This is a genomic window from Blautia sp. AF19-1 (genome assembly GCF_003479155.1).
Lineage (GTDB): Bacteria > Bacillota > Clostridia > Lachnospirales > Lachnospiraceae > Fusicatenibacter > Fusicatenibacter saccharivorans.
The window spans coordinates 1-20,768 of the sequence record NZ_QUGQ01000015.1; the positions used below are offsets into that span (position 1 = coordinate 1).

Consider the following 20,768-nt stretch of genomic DNA (forward strand, 5'->3'; position numbering starts at 1 on the left):
AAGTTTTGCAGAAAATGGTTGTGTTCGGAAAGAAAGTATGGTATGATGTATAGATGTTAAGTGTATGCGGTTTTGAAGGTATATCTAGCGTAGGGGATTGGTCAAATGGTATGATAGGGGTCTCCAAAACCTTTGGTGGGAGTTCGATTCTCTCATCCCCTGTATTAGGAAAGAGTGAAGATACAAAATCTTCACTCTTTTTTCGTATTGTTTAAAAGAAAAGTCTAACAGAACAGGATTTACAGAATTTTAAGATATTTTTGTAAAGCAGGACTGTTTTTTATGGTGTAAATAAGGTACAATAGAGCCACAGAACATATTCAAAAATAATGAAAAATGAAACATGAGAAGGGAGTGGGTGTAACGTGAGCAGAGAAAAGAATGGAAGCCGCGGCACGGTAAAAGCTGTCATTTATCTTCTGATCGTAGTAATCCTTGCTGGAATGGTTGTTTATCTGACGCAGTCGTTGCGGCGGGACCGGGAGCCGGAGATTACGGGGACGTTTATTGACAGCAAGCTGGAGGCGGCGGGGGAGCTGACGTCGGCGAAGATGATTTATAACGGGCTGATTCATTACTCGGACGGGTCGATTCCGTTTCTGACGCAGAAGGCGTTTAATATGACATACCGTGCAGAGGTACGTGCGGGCGTGGATCTCTCGAAGGCGAATACGGAGGTGACGGATTCAGAAGTAACAGTTACACTTCCGGCAGTGGAGATTTTTGATATTTCCATCGACAATGATTCCATCCAGTATTACGATGAGAAGGCAGCGCTTCTGAACTGGGAGCGGAAGGAAGATGCGATGGATGCAATCGCGAGTGCGAAGGAGGATGTAGAGCAGCAGACGAAAGAAATGGATGACCTGGAAACGATGGCACAGGAACAGGCGAAAACACTGATTACCGGAATGCTGTCCGAGACGGTCGGGGACAAGACATTGGTTGTAAAATTTGAAGAATAGTACATAGACGGGATGTCGGCACTTCTTTTTGGGGGATAAAAAAAGGAGGGCCGGTATTTCTTCTGGCAGAAACACCGGCATTATGAAAAAGAAAAATCTATATAAATTGGAAAGAATATTAGGTTGGGACAACGGTTGAAAGATAGAGGAAGATGATTTGTTGTCCCTTTGTTTTGATACGTTTAGTATAGTTGTCATATGTGAGGAAAGTGTGAATGGAGTTTGAAGAAACTTTGAAAAGATTTGTGAATGGCGCGGGTGAACATCGGAACATCCCAACGCCCGGATATCGCCGAATTTGCATAGAATTAACTTGAAAGTGAACACTGCTTCATGGTACAATCGTTTGGCATGTGTGAAATATGAGTTACATTTGAGAGGACAAAAACTATGGACTATAAACTGCTGCTGGACACCGCGGTCATGGCGGGAGAAATCCTGCTGGAAAGCGGGGCGGAGACGTGGCGGGTGGAGGATACCATGCTGCGGATGCTGCGCATGTCCGGCCTGAAAACTGCGGATGTACTGGCGCTGACGACCGGCTTTGTGGTAACGCTCGACGACCCGGCGATGGATTCCATGACTGTTATGCGCAGCGTAGAGAGCCGTGCAACGGATCTGAACCGGATCCATGCGGTCAATCAGCTTTCCCGCGATTTCTGCGAAGGAAATATCGACCTGGATGCGCTGTTCCACCGGGTGCGGGATATCTATCGTGCCAAGTCGGAAATTAAAAAAAATCTGCTCGCGATGATGGCGACGACCGCAGGCTTTGCAATCATGTTCGGAGCCGGGTTCTACGAAGTGCTGGCATCTGCACTTGCAGGTTTTATATCAGGAATCGGTGTTTACGGAGGAAAAAAAGCCGGGATGCAGTCGTTTCTTGTGAACTGTATCGGGTCATTTTTGCTGGCGGTCACATCTATTCTCTGTGTTCATTACCTGCCGGGGACCATGGATCTGAACGTCATTATCATTGCATCGATCATGCCCCTCGTACCGGGTGTGGCGATCACGAATGCGGTGTATGATACCCTGCACGGCGACTACATTTCCGGTGCGGCACGGATGCTTGAGGCGTTTGTAACCGCTGCGGCCATCGCAATCGGCGTGGGACTTGGCATGCTGCTGCTCCGTCCACTGGTGCGGTAGAGAAAACCGATACAGAAAAAAGATGAGGTTAAAGCAAAAATATGAGAATAGCAGGTGAAATCATCCTGAAATCCCTTGGAGCCTGGGTTGCAATCTGGGGATTTTCAAGACTGTTGAACGCACCAAAAAAGCTGGAATGCTACACGGCCGGTGTCGGTATGATCGGCTGGGCGGTCTATCTGATCGTGGAAGTATTCAACGACGGCATTCTGATGAAGAACTTTCTTGCCGCCGTTGCCGTCGCCCTGGTTTCCCAGGCAATGGCGCGTCATTTCAAAGCGCCGGTGATCCTTTTCGTGATCCCGGGCATTCTTCCGATGGTGCCGGGAGCCGGTATGTACCGCATCGTCTACTCGATCGTTATGGGGCCGGAAAACATGGTTGGAACGTATCTTTTAGAGACAGCGACCGCGGCAGGCGCAATTGCCCTTGGAATTTTCCTCGGAGAAGCGCTGCAGAAGGTATTTTTTTACGAATTCCATAGGTGATTTACGAAAAAAGTGAGAAATTTGCCAAAACCAAATTTTTTGCTTTTTTTTGTCGAATTTTATGATATACTTAACAGTGTATGTGCCCTTGGACAAAAGAAGAAATCTATAGGGGCATTTTTAACATCAGTAGACAAGAAGTCCCCCGCTTCTAAAGCGGTGGGATGAATTGTTAAAAGAAACATAACAGCAGTGGCGGGCGGAGAGAAATCGGTATCCTCCACTGACATGAGGTAAGTCACAGTCGAACTATTTTCGACATGTCAGACTCCGTGAAAATACCGACTGTGAGTTGAAACAAGGAAAAAAGAAGAGAAGTAAGTAAAGTGCAGACACAGAACTATGAGGAGCAAAAAATATGAAGTTTGAAGATGATGATTTAAAGGACGGTAAACTTTGGGCTGCCCTGCAAAAAGAGATTGACCGTGACCTGGCGGAAAAGGAGAGCGGTGAAACATTCCAGGAAGAACTGGCAGACATCGAAGACTCCATTGAATTTGAAAGCAAAGAAACAAAAAGCGAAGATCACATCCCGGATGAGACTGCAAATTTAAGTAATCTGCGAAGTGTCCTTGAGGCAACTGAGCGTGCAAAAGACGAAGAAGCGAAGCAGAAAATGAAGCAGACCAAAGTGGAGCCTGTGACGCAGGACATCGAGATTCCGGAATTTACAGAAGAGGAAGAAGAAATCGAAGAGACGCCGGCGGAGACAAAAACAGAATCGGAACCGGAAGAAGTGATGGTGGATGATGATCTGATCATCAACGATCCATTCGCAGATGAGGATGATCTGCTGGGAGAAGAGAAGACAGAGACCAAGGGTTCGGAGAAAGAAGTGCTTGGTGATCAGGTGGAAGCCGCAATGGAGCGCCTCGTCAGCGACACGGTAGGCCATATCCCAATGCCGGAAATAGACGATGAGGATGATGACTACGACGATTATGAGGATGACGACGAAGAGTACATTCCGCATGGCGCAAAACCGCAGAAGAAAAAGGGAAAAGGCGGTGCGGTTATCGCCGTTGCAGCCGTTGCTGTTATTGCTGTGGGAGGCTTTTTCTATGGAAGCAAAATGTTCCATTACCAGAATTATTTTTTCAACGGAACAACCATCAACGGAGTAGACTGCTCGGATATGACGGCCAAAGAGGCAGAAACGAAAATCAAAGAGCAGGCTGCAAACTATACCTTAAATGTAAAATTCAAAGACAATGATACGAAGAGTGTCAGCGGAAAAGACATCGACTACACCTACGCCGGAGACGGCAGCGTGGAGAGCGTGTTAAAGAAACAGAACAGTTTCCTCTGGTTCCTGGGAAATGGCGGAAAAGAGAAAGATTCCCAGGTCACCATGCAGTACAGTCAGGAAAAACTGGATGCGGTGATTGATGGATTTGACGAATTCCAGTCCGCAGACGGTGAGAATGCACCGGCCAGCGCCTACATCACCTTCCAGAACAATGAGTTTGAGATTGTGGATGCTGTTATGGGTGAGGGAATGGATCTTACCCTTGCAAAACAGTGCATCGAAAACGCGCTGATCAATGCGGATACCGAAGTGGATCTTGAAAAAGCAGGCGTTTACGACGGAACCTTGGTAACAGCAGATGACGAAACACTGAATGCACAGAAGGATCAGTTAAATGAACTGGTACGCGCAAGTATCACATACAGTATGCCGGATGGAACAACACAGGTTCTTGACGGAAATACCATGAAAGACTGGCTGGCGGTCGATGCGGATGGAAATTATTCCAAAGATGAAAACCAGTGGAATGAAAAAGTAAAAGAATATGTGGCAAATCTTGCGGCAGCGATTGATACCGATGGCAAGGATCACACCTTCCCGGCAACCGGTATCGAAGGCGGCGTGACCATCAGCCAGGAAGGCTACGGATGGAAAGTGGATCAGGAGCAGGAGATAGCAAAGATCGCAGAAGAAGTAGATGCTCACGCAGCAGACGCAAGAGAGCCGCAGTATGCGCAGAGAGAGTTTGCTGCTTCCACAGAGAACAACGGATTCGGCAAGACGTATGTTGAGGTTGATGCCAGCCGTCAGCATATCTGGCTCTACAAAGATGGAAATCTGGTTGTCGACGGTGACTGTGTAACCGGTCTGATGGAGCAGAGCAGCTACACGAAGCCGGGTATCTACACAACCGCAGCAAAAGAAAGCCAGAAAAAACTGCACGGAGAGCTTCAGGCAGACGGCAGCTATTCCTGGGAAAGAGATGTGGATTCCTGGATTCCGTTCAACGGAGAGATTGGTTTCTACGATGCTTCCTGGAGAAGTAGTTTCGGCGGAAACCTGTATCTGACTGCAGGATCGACGACAGGATCTGTTGCACTTCCGACTGCAGTGGCACAGGCATTATATGACAATGTCGATGACGGAACACCGGTTATCATTTATTATTCCGAAGCTTATGAGGTAAGTGAAGACACGCTTACTGTGACACAGGCACCGGAAGCAGATGACGAAAATGTCGATGATACGACGAATACCACGACAGTAACGCCGACGAGAACGCCATCCTACACGTACGATGATTACACGCCGTCAACTCCGTCAACCCCATCAACTCCATCAACCCCATCAACTCCATCGACCCCGTCTACGCCGGAACCGACCACAGCACCGACCGAGATCCCGTCTACGCCGGAGCCGACCGTAGCACCGACGGAGACCCCGTCCACACCGGAACCGACCCAGGAGCCGAGCGCACCGGATCAGGGAGACCATACGGGTGACGATGATTACCCAGGTAAGGGCGAGAGCTGAGAAAAGAAGAAATAGAACATAAAAAATACGCATTCCGTTATCAAAACAGGAATGCGTATTTTTTATGAGAAAGAAACTGTTAAAAATTAATTTTCCGGTACGAACAGTGTGACAAGATCCATCGGGGAAGTGATGGTGTAGTCCGGGTTTTCGGTCTGACCAAAACCGTATGCGGCATGGACAAACGGGATTCCGGCCTCGCGTGTCGCCTTGTAGTCGCCGTCGGTATCGCCGACATAGACCGCGTGCTGCAGATGGTTCTGTTCGATGATTGTACGGATGTTGTCTGCCTTTGCCTTTCCGGTATCGCCAGGACAGAGATGGCCTTTGAAATAGTGACCGAGGCCTGTGGCTTCCAGAAAAACTTCGATATAGCCCGCCTGGCAGTTGCTTACGATATAAAGCGGGTAATGTCTGGAAAGAATAGAAAGTGCATCGACAAGTCCCGGATAAACAGGAGCCGGTGTCGCAAGAAGTGCCTCATGCTCTTTGGCACAGCATGCCTCGATCAGTTCTAACTGGCGCTCCTTTGGATATTCGTGGAAAATGACGGCGGCGATATCCGGGAGCAGGCGGCCGAACAGGCCTTTTAACACGGTTCCGGTGAGGTTTGGTGTCATATCAGTTTCTTTTTCCATAATCTGATTCCATGCGTCGGCAACAACGTCTGTGGAGTCCCACAGGGTGCCGTCCACATCAAAAATAATACTGTCGATCAAGAGTTTTTCCTCCATATCTTAAGGGTTTTGGTTATTCTTTTAAAGTATTTATTAATTTTAATCAAAAACACGTGAGAGCGCAATGTTTATTTTGCATTTTGGAGGAAAATGTGGCAAAATAAGAATGATATATTAACAGGAGATTACTATGCAGGACACAATCACAAAGCCATTATTGAAATGGTATGGCGAAAATAAAAGAGTGCTGCCGTGGAGAGAAAAAAAGAACCCGTATGAAATCTGGGTTTCCGAGATTATGCTCCAGCAGACGAGGGTGGAGGCGGTCAAGCCGTTTTATGAGCGGTTTATGCGTGAACTGCCCAATGTCGCAGCACTTGCGGTCTGTCCCGAGGAAAAGCTTTTGAAGCTCTGGGAAGGCCTTGGTTACTATAACCGTGTGCGGAATATGCAGAAGGCCGCACAGAAAATTATGGAAGTGTATGACGGTGTATTTCCGGCAGATTACGAAGCCTTAAAAGGACTTCCGGGAATTGGAAATTACACAGCGGGAGCCGTTGCATCGATCGCGTTTTGCATTCCGGTGCCGGCGGTGGACGGAAATGTGCTTCGTGTGATGGCACGCCTCCGGGAGGACGGTGAGGACATTTTAAAGCAGTCCGTGAAAAACCGCGTGGAAGCGGAATTGACCGAAATCATGCCGGCAGAAGATCCGGGAGCCTTCAACCAGGCGATGATGGATCTCGGCGCAATGGTCTGTCTGCCGAACGGCGCACCAAAATGTGAAGTCTGTCCGCTTTTTGACCAGTGTCTGGCGGGACAGCATCAGACCTGGACGGAATATCCGTTTAAAAAGAGCGCAAAGCCGCGCAGAATCGAAGACAGAACCGTTCTGTTATTTCTGGACGGTACGCACACAGCAGTGCGGAAACGGCCGAAAAAAGGACTTCTGGCGGGACTTTACGAGTTCCCGAACTTCGATGGCGTGCTCTCCGAACAGGAAGCACTTGAAGAGGCAGAAAAATTCGGCGTGACGCCGCTTCATATTCAGGCATTGCCGCCGTACAAGCACATTTTTTCCCATGTCGAGTGGCATATCACAGGATACGCTATTAAAATTGCAGGAAACGATGTGGAGCAGGAAGGGGAAGAAAAAGCCGGATTGATTTTTGCGGATGCGAAAACCGCGGCTGAAAGATATGCCATTCCGTCTGCGTTTGCGGAATACGCAAAATATACAGATCTGGAACGTGCCTGAAACGGCAGAAGAGCAAAAAAGAGCAGGGAGAAAAAAGATGAAGATTTTATCAATTGCAGTACCATGCTATAATTCAGAAGCATATATGGAGAAATGTATCGATTCGCTGCTGGTCGGCGGAGAAGAAGTAGAAATTCTGATCGTGGACGATGGTTCCAAGGACGGAACCACAGAGATTGCAGACCGCTATCAGGAAAAATATCCGACGATTGTAAAAGCGATTCATCAGGAAAACAAGGGCCACGGCGGAGCAGTCAACACGGGTGTGGAAAATGCGACGGGTCTGTACTTTAAGGTTGTGGACAGTGATGACTGGGTAAACCCAGAGGCATACCAGAAGATTTTAAATGTTCTGGCAGAAGTCGTACGCGGACCGAAAACACTCGACCTTCTGATCAGTAACTATGTGTATGAAAAAGAGGGCGCCAAGAGAAAACGTGTGATGCGCTATGCGAAATCGCTGCCGGAAGGCCGCTTTTTCGGATGGGATGAGGCGAAAGCTCTCGGCAAAACACATTATCTGCTGATGCATTCGCTGATTTACCGGACTTCTCTTTTAAGAGAGTGCGGCATGAAGCTGCCGGAGCACACCTTCTATGTGGATAATCTGGTTGCGTTTATTCCGCTTCCGTACGTCAAAACGATGTATTATCTCGATGTCAATTTCTACCGCTACTTTATCGGGAGAGCCGACCAGTCGGTTAACGAGAAAGTCATGATCGGCAGAATTGACCAGCAGATCCGTGTCAACAAGCTGATGATCGATTACCTTGGTGAACAGAAAGGGCTGTCGAAGCACCTGCGGAAATATATGATCAGCTATCTGACCATTATTATGACGGTTTCTTCCGTGATGATGATGCGCTCTGGAACGGAAGAAAATCTCGAGAAAAAGAACGATCTTTGGAGATACCTGAAACAGGAGGATGCAGCCGATTACTTCCGCATCCGCCACGGCATTTTCGGAACTGTTATGAGCAGCAAATCAAAACCGGGACAGAAAATTGCAGTCTATGCCTACAAGGTAGCGCAGAAACTGTATGGATTTAACTAGAAAGTAACGAAGCGGAGGAACGAACAATGCGAGTAGGAATGGGTTACGATGTGCATAAACTGGTGGAAAACCGGAAACTGATTCTGGGCGGTGTGGAAATCCCGTATGAATATGGCCTTCTGGGACATTCCGATGCGGATGTGCTGGTTCATGCCATTATGGATGCGCTTCTCGGCGCTGCAGCACTGCGGGACATCGGACGCCATTTTCCGGACAATGATCCGGCGTATGAGGGCGCAGACAGCATCGAACTGCTGAAAAAAGTGGGTGAGATGCTCGAGGAGCGGATGTATCTGATTGAAAATATCGATGCAACCGTTATTGCACAGAAGCCGAAGCTCCTGCCATACATCGACACGATGGTGAAAAATGTGGCGGAGGCGCTTCATCTCGAAGAGGATCAGGTCAATATCAAGGCAACGACCGAGGAAGGACTTGGCTTTACCGGAAAGAAAGAGGGAATTTCCGCACAGGCGATCTGCTGCATTTCCAAGGCACTCGACCTGATGCCGGACGACCGGATCGCAGGCGGATGCAGCGGCTGCCCGGGATGCGCAAAGAACGCAGAAGAATAAAAGAGAAATGCGATTGCACAAGGCCGGAAGATGTGGTAGACTGGAAGAAGAATAAGGGAGTAGTCGGCGGCATACGTGACGCTATAAGGCCAACAACCGAAGAAAAAGCATTTCTTCTGGCTTTGTATGAAATGACAAGACTTATCTGTATCAACAAATATGGTGCGGATAGGTCTTTTTCTATATAGAAAGAGACCGGTGTACCAGTGGGAACTTATCACAGGAACGCAAAAAGCGTTTTCAGAAGAAAGGACGGATGGAAATGAAAGAGTATCTGGAAAAAAGTTCGAAGATTCTTGATGAGTTACAGACAACGGAGCAGGGACTTTCCGAGGCGGAAGCTGCGCGGCGGCTTTCCGAACACGGACCTAACCGGCTGGCGGCGGGAAAAAAGAAGAGTAATCTTCAGCGGTTTTTCGAAGAACTGAAAGACCCGATGATCCTGATCCTGCTCGCCGCAGCGCTGATTTCCGGCATCACATCGGCGTATGAAGGCGAATCGTACGCTGATGTGGTCATTATTCTCACCGTTGTCATCATTAATGCGGTGCTCGGTGTTCTGCAGGAGAGCAAGGCAGAGAAAGCGATTGAAGCTCTGCAGGAGATCGCGGCAGCCACGTCGAAGGTGATGCGCGGCGGGAAAATGGAAGTGAAAAAGAGCGAGGAGCTCGTACCCGGTGATATTGTAATTCTCGAAGCGGGCGATGCTGTTCCGGCGGATGGCCGTATTTTAGAGAGCGCCAGCATGAAAATCGAGGAAGCAGCGCTGACCGGAGAATCTGTCCCGGTCAATAAAACAGCGGATGTTCTGAACGCCGGCGCAGCCAGCGAGGTTCCGCTCGGGGACCGGAAAAACATGGTCTATATGGGAAGCACCGTTGTCTATGGCCGCGGCCGCGCTGTTATCACCGGAACGGGTATGAAAACCGAGATGGGAAAGATCGCCCATGTTCTGACGCAGTCGGCGGATGAGAGCACACCGCTGCAGAAGCGGCTGAACCAGCTCAGCAAAATCTTAAGCGTGATGGTGCTCGCCATCTGTGCCGTGATTTTCATTGTCGGTATTTTAAAAGAGGGCGTGACGCCGCAGAACATCTTAAATACCTTTATGGTAGCTGTCAGCCTTGCCGTAGCGGCAATTCCGGAAGGACTTGCAGCAGTTGTCACAATCGTGCTTTCCATCGGTGTGACCAAAATGTCAAAGCGGAATGCGGTGATCCGGAAACTGACGGCTGTCGAGACGCTCGGCTGTACGCAGGTGATCTGCTCGGATAAGACAGGAACGCTGACCCAGAATAAGATGACCGTGGTAAAACATGAGGGAAGCGATATAAAACGTCTCGTATCCGTCATGGCACTCTGCTCCGATGCGGAGCCGGACGAAAACGGCGAGGCAGTCGGAGAACCGACGGAATGTGCGTTGGTCAACGATGCGCAGAAAGAGGGATGCCCGAAGAAGAGTCTGTCCGTCCAGTATCCGCGTGTCGGGGAAGCGCCGTTTGATTCGATGCGGAAACGCATGACAACGATCCACCGCGCAAACGACGGAACGTATTTTTCCTGCACAAAAGGCGCACCGGATGAGATTCTGAAGCGGTGCACCTCCGTTTGGCGTGACGGCAGAAAACAGCCGATGACAGAAGCATTCCGGCAGGAAATCCTGTCGCAGAACAAGGCGATGGCAGACCAGGCACTCCGCGTGCTGGCGGCAGCAGGAAGAGCGTGGAACCAGATGCCGTCCTCCCAGGAGCCGGACTTTCTGGAGCAGGATCTCTGCTTTTTAGGACTTTGCGGTATGATTGATCCGGTGCGGCCGGAAGTAGTCGATGCGATCCGGGAATGCCGCGGGGCAGGCATCCGTCCGGTGATGATTACGGGTGACCACAAAGACACAGCGGTTGCTATTGCAAAAGAGCTGGGTATTCTGGAGGCGGGCTGGAAAGCGGTAACGGGAGCCGAGATTGACCAGTTAAGCGATGAGGAGCTTGACCGGAGAATCGAGGAATATGCTGTTTACGCACGCGTCCAGCCGGAGCATAAAGTGCGGATCGTCGATGCGTGGAAGCGGAAAGGCAGAATCACCGCGATGACAGGAGACGGAGTCAACGATGCGCCGTCGATCAAGCGTGCGGATATCGGCATCGGAATGGGCATCACGGGAACGGATGTGACGAAAAACGTGGCAGATATGGTGCTCGCGGACGACAACTTTGCGACGATCATCGCGGCGGTTGAGGAAGGAAGACGAATCTACGATAATATCCGTAAGGCAATTCAGTTCCTTCTGGCATCGAACCTTGCCGAGGTGCTGTCGATTTTCTGCGCGACGCTGATGGGCTTTACGATTTTAAATCCGGTGCATCTGCTCTGGATCAACCTGATTACGGACTGCTTCCCGGCGCTGGCGCTCGGTATGGAGGACGGTGAGGCAGACATCATGAAACGCCCGCCGAGAAATGCGGATGACGGTATTTTTGCGGACGGCCTCGGCTTTGATGTTGCGTTTCAGGGCATCGTGATTACGGTGCTGACGCTGGCGTCCTACTTCATCGGCCATTATCTGGAAGCCGGCCGCTGGGAAATCGTCAACAGCCCGGACGGCATGTCGATGGCGTTTCTGACACTCTCCATGGTGGAAATTTTCCATTCCTTCAATATGAGATCACGGAAAGGTTCTATTTTCCATATGAAGCATCAGAACAAGTATCTGTGGGGCGCGATGGCACTCTCATTTGTCCTCACATCCGCCGTCATTTACATCCCGGTACTGTCGAGTGCGTTCGGTTTTGAGCGGATCAGCGCGTTGGAATATGATGTGGCGATCGGCCTTGGACTGCTTGTCATTCCGGCGGTCGAAATCAGCAAGTGGATCCGGCGGAAATTTGCTTGACAAACGAGAAAAATTTGCATAAACTAGAACAAACGGAAACAGAAAAAGGCTTGGAACGGAAAAAGTAGAAAATCAGAATTGTTTCACAGAGAATGGCAGACAAATGGGGCTGGAAGCTGCCTGAAACGAGGGTTTTTGAAGTGCGTCCGGAAGCTGGCCGGGTGAAGCGGAAAAAGTGGGTAGTCCGGCACGGGTCCTGCACGTTATGCAGAAGAAAAGAAGAGGGCAGGTGTGCCCTTAAAGTAAAGTGGAACCACGGAGCTATTTCGTCTTTATCGGAGATGAAACAGCTCCGTTTTTGAATATTACTGTTATGCAGAATGATGGTAAGAAATAAAAATCCGGAAAAGTCCCAGCAGGAGGCAAGGAGAGGAAAGATGAGTTTTTTCGCGTATTTTAAAGAGGAATTTCAGGTGATTCAGGAGCGGGATCCGGCGATACATTCTCCCATGGAAGTCTTGCTGTATCCTTCATTTCGTGTTATGCTGAAGTACAGACGGGCGCACAAGCTATATCTGAAAGGCCATTACTTTCTGGCCAGGTGGATTTCACAGCGGGCAGCGAGAAAAACCGGTATCGAAATCCATCCGGGTGCGACGATCGGAAAGGGATTGTTTATTGATCATGGTTCTGGTGTGATTATCGGAGAAACAGCCATTATCGGAGACAACGTGACGCTGTATCAGGGCGTGACGCTTGGCGGTAATGGTAAGGAGACCGGGAAACGTCATCCGACGCTGAAGGACAATGTTATGGTCAGCGCCGGTGCGAAGATCATCGGATCGTTTACGATCGGGGAAAACTCCAAAATCGGAGCCGGATCGGTTGTGATCGAGGAGGTTCCGCCGAACTGTACCGTCGTCGGCGTGCCGGGGCACATTGTGAAGCAGAATGATGTGCGGATTCCGAGAAAAAGCATGGATCACATTCATCTGCCGGACCCGATTTTCGAGGATATCAAAGTACTGCAGCAGGAGAATACGGAGCTTACGAACCGTGTGCTCGAGCTGGAGGGCGAGCTGCGTCAGATGAGGAAAAAAGAAAGGACAGAACAGAAGTGACGGAAGTGGGCAAAGAGACAGAAAACGAGGAGCTTTTTCCAGAGGCGGTTTTCGGGGAGAAGGATTATCTTTCGGAGGTATTCGGACTGGAACAGCATGACATCCGCATGTATTCGCCGCTTACGCTGGCCTACATCGGGGATGCTGCGTATGAGATCGTCATCCGCACGATTCTGGTGCGGAAAGCAAATATGCAGGTCAACAAGCTGCACCGCCATGCGGCAGGGCTTGTAAAGGCGGAGAAACAGTCGGCGATGATTGAAATTCTGGAGCCGCTGTTTACCGAAGAGGAAAAACAGATTTATAAAAGAGGCAGAAATGCGAAATCTTATACCAAGGCAAAAAATGCGTCCACGATCGACTACCGCCGGGCAACCGGGTTTGAGGCTGTGATGGGGTATCTGTACCTGAAAGGGGATTACAAGCGGATGATCGACCTGATCCGGGCAGGACTTGGCGAAGTGTGAGAGCAGATAAGATTCAGAAAATAAAAAAGAAGCGGCAGGGCAGTGGGGCTTTTGAAAAAGCAAAAGTTCCCACTGCTTTTGGGACCGCGGAACAGGAATGATATGAGAGAAAACAACAGAAACGACAAGAGAAATTTTGAGAGAAGAGACGGAAAAAAACGTGACTTTAAGGGGAAACGAGATTACCGTGACAGAGACAGAAAACAGGAAGTACAGCAGGCGGATGAGGAGTTTACAGGCGGCATGGTAGAGGGAAGAAACGCTGTCATCGAGGCGTTCCGCTCCGGCAAGACCGTGGACAAGCTGTTCGTCCTTGCAAGCAGCCAGGACGGCCCGATCCGCACGATCATCCGTGAGGCGAAAAAACACGATACCATCATCAATTATGTAGAAAAAGAACGTCTTGACGAGCTGTCCACCACCGGAAAGCATCAGGGTGTCATTGCACAGGTGGCTTCCTACAGTTATGCAACCGTTGAGGACATCCTCGCGCGCGCAGAGGAGAAAGGAGAGCCGCCATTTATCCTTCTGCTGGACGGCATTGAGGATCCGCATAACCTCGGTGCGATCATCCGTACCGCAAACCTGGCAGGCGCACATGGTGTCATCGTGCCGAAGCACCGCGCAGTCGGCCTGACAGCAACCGTTGCCAAAACGTCGGCAGGTGCATTAAATTACACACCGGTGGCAAAGGTGACGAATCTGGTGCAGACCATGGAAATGCTGAAGGAAAAGGGCATCTGGTTTGTCTGCGCGGACATGAACGGACAGAGAATGTATGATCTCGACCTCAAAGGACCGATCGGCCTTGTAATCGGAAATGAGGGAGAGGGTGTCAGCCGTCTGGTGAGAGAAAACTGCGACTTCACAGCCACAATTCCGATGAAAGGCGATATCGACTCTCTGAACGCTTCCGTGGCAGCCGGCGTGCTCGCTTATGAGATTGTAAGACAGAGAAGCTGCTAGAAATTGCGGAAAATCACATTACGCTCCGGCGGAAGAAAGATGAAGGATACAAGAGATATGATGGTGAAAGATTACGATACCTGTACGGATGAGGAGCTGATTGCGCGTCTGCGGGCAGGAGAACGCGAGATTACCGATTATCTGATCGACAAATACAAATCGCTGGTGCGGACCAGGGCGAGGGCGCTGTACCTGGTGGGCGGAGATCACGAGGATCTGATCCAGGAGGGCATGCTCGGACTTTTTAAGGCAGTGCGTGACTACAAACCGGGGAAGGAGGCATCGTTTGCCACCTTCGCCGGCCTGTGCATCGACCGTCAGATGTATTCTGCAGTGGCATCGTCCCAGCGCCAGAAGCATCAGCCGCTGAACAGCTTCGTCTCGTTAAGCGAACCGGTTTCCGAGCAAGAGCTGCGCCTGGTGGACGAGGAGACACCGGAGGAGATTATGATCAGCCGGGAAAACGTAATCGGCATGCATGAGCGGATCAAAGAACGGCTCAGCAAATTTGAGTACCAGGTGCTGGAATTGTATCTGAAAGGGTACGATTATACGCAGATTGCAGAAAAACTTGGAAAGCAGCCGAAGGCAATCGACAATGCACTGCAGAGAATCCGCAGTAAAGTGCGGGAGGTCTGTTCGTGAGATGGGAAAACGACCGAAAAAATTACGGCGAATTGTCAAAAGTGCAGAAAAATCTGTGAACAAATAAAAATTTTCAAATTTGTAGAAAAAACTGTTGACAATTCACTATAGTTTTGATAGAATACCAAATGTAGCAAGGAGCTAACAAAAAAAACAAAACAACTTGCGAGTGCTGATGTGGCTCAGTCGGTAGAGCGTCGCCTTGGTAAGGCGGAGGTCACGGGTTCGATTCCCGTCATCAGCTTACTAAGAAAGATCCCGGGAAACCGGGATCTTTTCGTTATATAAAAAACAGCAGGAGATGGGCAGGAAGAAAAAGACACTATTACAAAAGGTACAGTTATGATTGTGAGGGAAAAAGAAGATGCGTCATTCGCTTGGGGGAAAGAAAGCTCGAATATAAGGATTCCAAAGGACAGGACTGTTATTTCTATTATTCGAACATTGCCGGAACCGATCTGGATATGCCGTTCTATGTCTGCAATGCCGAGTGTGTCAGCGGCATGAAAAAGAGAGAATCCAAATCGGAGACATTCAGCGCAAATCCGTTTGAATACGAATTCTTATACGCACCGCTCGGGGACAAGGGCGCTTACGCGTACCAGCAGCCGTGGTATGGATTTTCGGTCAACAAAGACAGCGAAGAGAAAGAGATCGCGGTTGAGTTTCTGCGCTTTATGATGCAGGAAAAAGAGATCGACGAGATGGCCAGTATTAAAGGCCTGCCGTCGGTGGCAGAAAACGGAACCGATGAGCGGTATGCGGGGCTTCGGGATGCAAAAAATATTGAGGCAAGTTTTATCAACGACGGCAGCGTGCCGGATTCCATCCGCGCGGCATTGGAGCAGGCGTGTACGGCAATGCAAACGAGGCAGTGCAGGTGTTTGTGGAGCTGTGTGCAGAGAAATAAGATAGGAAAACGAGAAGAGCGACTTATTTGTGAAAACAAGTGGGTCGCTTTTTGGTGCCAAAGATGGTAGAATAGGTACAACAGAAAAAATGAGGTGAAGAAAACAATGGAGTCAAAAAGTAAGGTACTGCAAAAACTGTTCCTTTCCACGCTGTATCTGAGTGCATTTACGTTCGGCGGCGGTTATGTGATTGTGACGCTGATGAAGAAGAAATTTGTGGATGAGTACCACTGGATAGAGGAGAATGAGATGCTCGATCTGGTGGCGATTGCGCAGTCATCGCCGGGGCCGATTGCGGTGAATGGGGCGATTGTTGTCGGGTATAAACTGGCGGGGATGATTGGTGTGCTGGTTTCGATTATTGGAACGATTATTCCGCCGTTTCTGATTATCTCTGTGATTTCGGTCTGCTATCAGGCGTTCCGGGATAATTTTTTCGTGAGCCAGATGCTCGAAGGAATGCAGGCAGGCGTCGGAGCCGTGATTGCATCCGTGACGTATGAGATGGGAGCCGGGGTTGTGAAAGAAAAAGATCCGCTGTCGCTGGTGATTCTTGTCTGTGCGTTTGCAGCAGCCTGTTTTTTCAAGGTCAACGTGATTTATATTGTACTGGTCTGCGGTGCCATCGGTGCGGTGCGGACGATTCTGGCGAAACGGAGGGGTGCGAAATGATTTATTTTCAGCTATTTTTAAGCTTTTTCCAGATCGGCCTGCTCAGCTTCGGCGGAGGCTATGCGGCCATGCCGCTGATTCAGGGACAGGTGGTGCAGGGACACGGCTGGCTTTCGATGTCGGAGTTTACGGATCTTATCACCATCTCTCAGATGACACCGGGGCCGATCGCAGTCAATTCGGCAACCTTCGTCGGAATTAAAATCGCAGGCATCCCAGGAGCGCTCGTGGCAACGTTTGGATGTATTCTGCCGTCGTGTATTCTCGTCACACTGCTTGCGAAGCTATATTTAAAATACCGCGAAATGGCAATGCTCCAGGGAATCCTCCACTCCCTCCGCCCGGCGGTTGTGGCGATGATCGGTTCCGCAGGGATTTCAATTCTGGTCACGGCGTTTTGGAGTAGTGAAGGAGATACCGTGATCCGGCTGGCGCAGACGAACTGGAGTCTTGTCGTGATCTTTATCATCAGCCTCATTCTGCTGCAGAAAGGCAAAAAGAACCCAATCTTTGTGATGGTACTGGCCGGGGTGATGAAGGTGGCAGTGGCGCTGGTGGAAAAATTTGCGGCATGCTGTGGGACGATTTTTTAAATTCAAAGGTGAATGCTTTTCAGGACGTATTAAACTCAAGAATATATATCGATAAAACAGGATTGCTGGAATACACCAACAGTGTGATTGACACAACATCGAAGTTTATCTGCAACAGCCGCCCCAGAAGATTTGGAAAATCGATCACAGCGGATATGATGACTGCGTACTACAGCAGAAGTCTGGATACAGAAGAAATGTTTGAAAAGCTTAATATTGGTCAGGCGGCAAATCAGAAAATACAGGATGAATATCAAACAGCAGATTCTTAATAGGGAAGGTAAACATAGTGTTATACATTATTTTTGATTTTATAATGGCAGTAATTATGTTTATGTCACTTCCTTTTATTGTTGGAATAATGGTAGATATCCGCCATCAGGGAATTGGGTGCTTTGCGGCATGGGTAATATGGGGAGTTATGCTTATCTTATCGTTGAGGCTGTTTGATGCTCTGAAATTAAGATGTCAAAAAAAGCCAGAAAAAAGATAAAAAGGATCTTTCTTTCTAAACATGAATCGTGTATAATAAGCATTACTGTTCGGGGCCTGCCTGGAGAAATCCAGAAAGGCTCCGATTTATGTCATTTATTTTATACAGCAAGAAAAGGGGGAAACCATGCAGAAACACAGAAAATTTATTGGGAACAAACGGTTTTACCTGATGGTACTTGGCGTTGCGATGCCGATTATGATTCAGAACGGTATCACCAACTTTGTCAGTCTTCTCGACAACATCATGGTAGGACAGGTCGGTACCGAGCAGATGTCCGGCGTTGCAATTGTCAACCAGCTTCTTTTTATCTATAACCTTTGCATTTTCGGAGGGGTATCCGGTGCAGGAATTTTCACTGCGCAGTATTTCGGACAGGGCAACGACGAGGGTGTGCGAAACACCTTCCGCTTCAAGCTCTGGATCGGCGTGATCCTGACGGCAGCGGCAATCACTATTTTCCTTGGTGCGCACGAGCCTCTGATTCGTCTCTACCTGACAGGAGATCAGGGAAGCCAGGACATGAATGCGACATTAGCCTATGGCATTTCTTATATGAAGGTCATGCTGGTAGGACTTCCGCCGTTCCTGTTTGTGCAGCTTTATGCCAGCACGCTGCGCGAATGCGGCGAGACGATGCTTCCGATGAAGGCCGGTATCACAGCCGTATTTGTCAATCTGATTTTTAATTATATTTTAATCTACGGAAAATTCGGCGCACCGCAGCTCGGAGTTGTCGGCGCGGCAGTTGCAACGGTGCTGTCCCGTTACGTGGAGATGGCGATCGTGCTGATCCGCACGCACGGAAACAAAGAAAAATATCGTTTTACGAAGCATCTGTACCGCACGATCCGTGTTCCGGCGGCTTTGACGAAACAGATCCTTATCAAAGGAACACCGCTGATGCTGAACGAAACGTTCTGGGCAGGCGGCGTTGCGATCCTGATGCAGTGTTACTCCGTGCGTGGACTGAATGTCGTAGCCGCGATGAATATCTCCAACACGATCTCGAACCTGTTCAACGTCGTTTTCATCGCACTCGGCGATTCCGTTGCCATCATCGTCGGACAGCTCCTCGGAGCCGGAAGGATGGAAGAGGCAAAGGATACCGATACGAAGCTGATCACGTTTTCCGTATTACTCTGCATTGTGATCGGCGCGCTGATGGCGCTCGTGGCTCCAATCTTCCCACGCCTCTACAACACGACGGACGAAGTACGCCACATGGCGGCAATCTTCATCGTGGAAGTGGCCATGTTCATGCCGGTCAATGCATTCCTGCATGCAAGCTACTTTACCCTGCGCTCCGGTGGAAAAACGATCATCACGTTCCTGTTCGACAGCGTCTTCATCTGGGTTGTCAGTGTGCCGGTGGCTTTCTGCCTGAGCCGTTTTACCGGACTTTCGATCTACGCAATCTACTTTATGGTTATGTCGGTTGACCTGATCAAGTGCGTGATTGGATTTGTCCTTGTCAAGAAAGGAGTCTGGCTGCAGAATATTGTGGCGGAGTAAAGAAAAAAATCTGTCTGTTTTCCAGTCTGAAAAGGATGGGAGGCGGGCAGATTTTTTGCTTTATAAAAAACTTTGTTGAATTTTACTGTAAAGCAAAAAAAGCCCTCCGGGCAGGATCGGACTGCGGCTGAGAGAAAGAAAAAGAGTATTTTTGATAAAATTTCGCAAATGAAGCAGCTGTTTTTGGTGGAAAAGTGGAAATTTTTTCATTAATCAAAACACCGGTTGAAATTTAGAGAACGCTTGTTATAATAGGGGTGCAGCGAACAGACATCCCGTGTGACGCGTGAATCTCTCTTCCTATTATTAATGAGACGCAGTCACACATGAAATGGAGGAAAAAAGCGATGGATTACGCAAAAGAATCATTAAAGATGCACTATGAATTACGCGGAAAGCTTGAGGTCACTTCCCGGGCGGCCGTAGATACAAAAGATGCCTTGAGTCTTGCCTATACACCGGGTGTGGCGGCGCCGTGCCTGGAAATTCAGAAAGATGTCAACAAGAGCTACGAGCTGACCAGAAGATGGAACACGGTAGCTGTTGTTACAGATGGAACCGCAGTTCTCGGACTTGGAGATATCGGCCCGGAGGCCGGCATGCCGGTCATGGAAGGAAAATGCGTGCTGTTTAAAGAATTCGGTGGTGTCGATGCAATCCCGCTCTGCGTGCGCAGCAAGGATGTGGATGATATTGTCAATACCGTGCGTCTTCTCGCAGGAAGCTTCGGCGGTGTCAACCTGGAGGACATCTCCGCACCGAGATGTTTTGAGATCGAGAAGAAATTAAAGGAATGCTGTGATATTCCGATTTTCCACGATGATCAGCATGGAACAGCCGTGATCACACTGGCCGGTGTCATCAATGCGCTGAAACTGGTTGGAAAGAAACTGGATGAAGTCAAAATTGTTACCTCAGGAGCCGGTGCAGCCGGAATCGCCATTATCCGCCTGCTGATTTCGATGGGTCTCAAAAACGTCATCATGACAGACCGCAAAGGTGCGATTTACGAGGGACGCGACGGCCTCAACCCGATCAAAGAGGAGATGGCGAAGATCACAAACTACAACCATGAGAAGGGCACGCTTGCAGAGGTAATCAAAGGAGCCGATATTTTTATTGGCGTTTCTGCGCCGGGTACGCTCACTCCCGATATGGTACGTACGATGGCAAAAGAGCCGATCATCTTTGCCTGCGCAAATCCGACGCCGGAGATTTTCCCGGACGAGGCGAAAGCAGCAGGAGCAGCCGTTGTCAGCACAGGAAGAAGCGATTACCCGAACCAGGTCAACAACGTACTCTGCTTCCCGGGCATCTTCCGCGGAGCGCTCGATGTGAGAGCATCTGATATCAACGATGAAATGAAGGTCGCAGCAGCTTACGCAATCGCAGGCCTGGTAAGCGATGAAGAGCTGAACGCAGACTACATCCTCCCGGCAGCCTTTGATCCGCGTGTCAAAGATGCGGTGGCAGCAGCCGTTGCAGAGGCAGCAAGAAAGAGCGGCGTAGCGAGAATCTAAACAGAGTTTGATACAAAAGAAAACGACAGAAAAAGGCTTCCCGGACAGCAAGGAAATCCGGGAAGCCTTTTTGCGTATCGTTAA

General features: G+C 49.3%; 19 protein-coding genes, 2 tRNA genes and 1 other annotated feature. Of the genes, 20 read left to right on the forward strand and 1 reads right to left on the reverse strand.

Annotation, left to right across the window (positions count from 1 at the left end; genetic code table 11):
* The first annotated feature begins 91 nt into the window (after positions 1 to 91).
* From DWX26_RS10770 to DWX26_RS10790, 5 genes are all read left to right on the forward strand, one after another.
* Positions 92 to 162: transfer RNA gene (locus tag DWX26_RS10770), tRNA-Trp, on the forward strand.
* Between the two features lie 203 nt (positions 163 to 365).
* Positions 366 to 965 carry a DUF4230 domain-containing protein gene (locus DWX26_RS10775; RefSeq protein ID WP_055221314.1) on the forward strand — a complete coding sequence of 200 codons (600 nt, stop codon included), beginning with the start codon at positions 366 to 368 and terminating at the stop codon, positions 963 to 965.
* 390 nt (positions 966 to 1,355) lie between these two features.
* Entirely contained in the window at positions 1,356 to 2,117 is a 762-nt protein-coding gene (locus DWX26_RS10780) for a threonine/serine exporter family protein (protein ID WP_055221312.1), read from the forward strand.
* 41 nt (positions 2,118 to 2,158) lie between these two features.
* Complete coding sequence (locus tag DWX26_RS10785; protein WP_022463061.1) at positions 2,159 to 2,605, forward strand: threonine/serine exporter family protein; 447 nt, start codon at positions 2,159 to 2,161, stop codon at positions 2,603 to 2,605.
* Positions 2,606 to 2,963: 358 nt separating this feature from the next.
* Positions 2,964 to 5,387 (forward strand): L,D-transpeptidase family protein, encoded by a 2,424-nt coding sequence (locus DWX26_RS10790; RefSeq protein ID WP_118595585.1) that lies wholly within the window; start codon positions 2,964 to 2,966, stop codon positions 5,385 to 5,387.
* Between the two features lie 86 nt (positions 5,388 to 5,473).
* Here DWX26_RS10790 and DWX26_RS10795 read toward each other — a convergent pair whose 3' ends face one another.
* Positions 5,474 to 6,106 carry an HAD family hydrolase gene (locus DWX26_RS10795; RefSeq protein WP_226906388.1) on the reverse strand — a complete coding sequence of 211 codons (633 nt, stop codon included), beginning with the start codon at positions 6,104 to 6,106 and terminating at the stop codon, positions 5,474 to 5,476.
* 148 nt (positions 6,107 to 6,254) lie between these two features.
* Here DWX26_RS10795 and mutY point away from each other — a divergent pair, with 148 nt between their 5' ends.
* From mutY to DWX26_RS10880, 15 genes are all read left to right on the forward strand, one after another.
* Positions 6,255 to 7,322: an A/G-specific adenine glycosylase gene (mutY, locus tag DWX26_RS10800; RefSeq protein WP_055267466.1), complete on the forward strand. Its 1,068-nt coding sequence runs from the start codon at positions 6,255 to 6,257 to the stop codon at positions 7,320 to 7,322.
* 37 nt (positions 7,323 to 7,359) lie between these two features.
* Positions 7,360 to 8,376: a glycosyltransferase family 2 protein gene (locus DWX26_RS10805; RefSeq protein ID WP_055267469.1), complete on the forward strand. Its 1,017-nt coding sequence runs from the start codon at positions 7,360 to 7,362 to the stop codon at positions 8,374 to 8,376.
* A 26-nt stretch (positions 8,377 to 8,402) separates the two neighbouring features.
* A complete protein-coding gene (gene ispF, locus DWX26_RS10810) occupies positions 8,403 to 8,951 on the forward strand; it encodes a 2-C-methyl-D-erythritol 2,4-cyclodiphosphate synthase (protein WP_022463066.1) in 549 nt (182 codons plus the stop codon).
* 262 nt (positions 8,952 to 9,213) lie between these two features.
* Positions 9,214 to 11,841 carry a cation-translocating P-type ATPase gene (locus tag DWX26_RS10815; protein WP_055267546.1) on the forward strand — a complete coding sequence of 876 codons (2,628 nt, stop codon included), beginning with the start codon at positions 9,214 to 9,216 and terminating at the stop codon, positions 11,839 to 11,841.
* Between the two features lie 42 nt (positions 11,842 to 11,883).
* Positions 11,884 to 12,118 (forward strand) — a binding site (T-box leader).
* 100 nt (positions 12,119 to 12,218) lie between these two features.
* Entirely contained in the window at positions 12,219 to 12,902 is a 684-nt protein-coding gene (gene epsC, locus DWX26_RS10825; RefSeq protein WP_055227154.1) for a serine O-acetyltransferase EpsC, read from the forward strand.
* 107 nt (positions 12,903 to 13,009) lie between these two features.
* Positions 13,010 to 13,369, forward strand: a complete 360-nt coding sequence (locus DWX26_RS10830) for a Mini-ribonuclease 3 (protein WP_055221333.1) — start codon at positions 13,010 to 13,012, stop codon at positions 13,367 to 13,369.
* Between the two features lie 243 nt (positions 13,370 to 13,612).
* The gene (gene rlmB, locus DWX26_RS10835) at positions 13,613 to 14,335 is read left to right on the forward strand and encodes a 23S rRNA (guanosine(2251)-2'-O)-methyltransferase RlmB (RefSeq protein ID WP_055221331.1); all 723 of its coding nucleotides are present in this window, start codon (positions 13,613 to 13,615) and stop codon (positions 14,333 to 14,335) included.
* 39 nt (positions 14,336 to 14,374) lie between these two features.
* Positions 14,375 to 14,980, forward strand: coding sequence for an RNA polymerase sporulation sigma factor SigH (gene sigH, locus DWX26_RS10840; protein ID WP_226906387.1), 606 nt, complete (start codon positions 14,375 to 14,377; stop codon positions 14,978 to 14,980).
* A gap of 171 nt (positions 14,981 to 15,151) precedes the next feature.
* Positions 15,152 to 15,224, forward strand: a tRNA-Thr gene (locus tag DWX26_RS10845).
* A 133-nt stretch (positions 15,225 to 15,357) separates the two neighbouring features.
* Entirely contained in the window at positions 15,358 to 15,960 is a 603-nt protein-coding gene (locus DWX26_RS10850) for an ABC transporter substrate-binding protein (protein ID WP_022463072.1), read from the forward strand.
* A gap of 36 nt (positions 15,961 to 15,996) precedes the next feature.
* Positions 15,997 to 16,563: a chromate transporter gene (locus DWX26_RS10855; protein WP_022463073.1), complete on the forward strand. Its 567-nt coding sequence runs from the start codon at positions 15,997 to 15,999 to the stop codon at positions 16,561 to 16,563.
* Positions 16,560 to 17,156, forward strand: a complete 597-nt coding sequence (locus DWX26_RS10860; RefSeq protein ID WP_022463074.1) for a chromate transporter — start codon at positions 16,560 to 16,562, stop codon at positions 17,154 to 17,156. The genes DWX26_RS10855 and DWX26_RS10860 overlap by 4 nt, the downstream gene beginning before the upstream one ends.
* Positions 17,135 to 17,428 carry an AAA family ATPase gene (locus DWX26_RS10865; protein WP_022463075.1) on the forward strand — a complete coding sequence of 98 codons (294 nt, stop codon included), beginning with the start codon at positions 17,135 to 17,137 and terminating at the stop codon, positions 17,426 to 17,428. Before DWX26_RS10860 ends, DWX26_RS10865 begins: the two co-directional genes overlap by 22 nt.
* Positions 17,429 to 17,775: 347 nt before the next feature.
* On the forward strand, positions 17,776 to 19,164 hold the full coding sequence (locus tag DWX26_RS10875; protein WP_022463076.1) for an MATE family efflux transporter: 1,389 nt from the start codon (positions 17,776 to 17,778) through the stop codon (positions 19,162 to 19,164).
* 347 nt (positions 19,165 to 19,511) lie between these two features.
* The gene (locus DWX26_RS10880) at positions 19,512 to 20,684 is read left to right on the forward strand and encodes an NAD(P)-dependent malic enzyme (RefSeq protein ID WP_022463077.1); all 1,173 of its coding nucleotides are present in this window, start codon (positions 19,512 to 19,514) and stop codon (positions 20,682 to 20,684) included.
* The last annotated feature ends 84 nt before the right edge of the window (positions 20,685 to 20,768 follow it).

Bases quoted from the DNA above. Each gene is read 5' to 3' on its own strand.
- DWX26_RS10780 (WP_055221312.1), top strand. From the start codon at position 1,356: ATGGACTATAAACTGCTGCTGGACACCGCGGTCATGGCGGGAGAAATC.
- DWX26_RS10785 (WP_022463061.1), top strand. From the start codon at position 2,159: ATGAGAATAGCAGGTGAAATCATCCTGAAATCCCTTGGAGCCTGGGTT.
- DWX26_RS10790 (WP_118595585.1), top strand. From the start codon at position 2,964: ATGAAGTTTGAAGATGATGATTTAAAGGACGGTAAACTTTGGGCTGCC.
- mutY (WP_055267466.1), top strand. From the start codon at position 6,255: ATGCAGGACACAATCACAAAGCCATTATTGAAATGGTATGGCGAAAAT.
- DWX26_RS10805 (WP_055267469.1), top strand. From the start codon at position 7,360: ATGAAGATTTTATCAATTGCAGTACCATGCTATAATTCAGAAGCATAT.
- ispF (WP_022463066.1), top strand. From the start codon at position 8,403: ATGCGAGTAGGAATGGGTTACGATGTGCATAAACTGGTGGAAAACCGG.
- DWX26_RS10815 (WP_055267546.1), top strand. From the start codon at position 9,214: ATGAAAGAGTATCTGGAAAAAAGTTCGAAGATTCTTGATGAGTTACAG.
- epsC (WP_055227154.1), top strand. From the start codon at position 12,219: ATGAGTTTTTTCGCGTATTTTAAAGAGGAATTTCAGGTGATTCAGGAG.
- DWX26_RS10830 (WP_055221333.1), top strand. From the start codon at position 13,010: ATGTATTCGCCGCTTACGCTGGCCTACATCGGGGATGCTGCGTATGAG.
- rlmB (WP_055221331.1), top strand. From the start codon at position 13,613: ATGGTAGAGGGAAGAAACGCTGTCATCGAGGCGTTCCGCTCCGGCAAG.
- sigH (WP_226906387.1), top strand. From the start codon at position 14,375: ATGAAGGATACAAGAGATATGATGGTGAAAGATTACGATACCTGTACG.
- DWX26_RS10855 (WP_022463073.1), top strand. From the start codon at position 15,997: ATGGAGTCAAAAAGTAAGGTACTGCAAAAACTGTTCCTTTCCACGCTG.
- DWX26_RS10860 (WP_022463074.1), top strand. From the start codon at position 16,560: ATGATTTATTTTCAGCTATTTTTAAGCTTTTTCCAGATCGGCCTGCTC.
- DWX26_RS10865 (WP_022463075.1), top strand. From the start codon at position 17,135: ATGCTGTGGGACGATTTTTTAAATTCAAAGGTGAATGCTTTTCAGGAC.
- DWX26_RS10875 (WP_022463076.1), top strand. From the start codon at position 17,776: ATGCAGAAACACAGAAAATTTATTGGGAACAAACGGTTTTACCTGATG.
- DWX26_RS10880 (WP_022463077.1), top strand. From the start codon at position 19,512: ATGGATTACGCAAAAGAATCATTAAAGATGCACTATGAATTACGCGGA.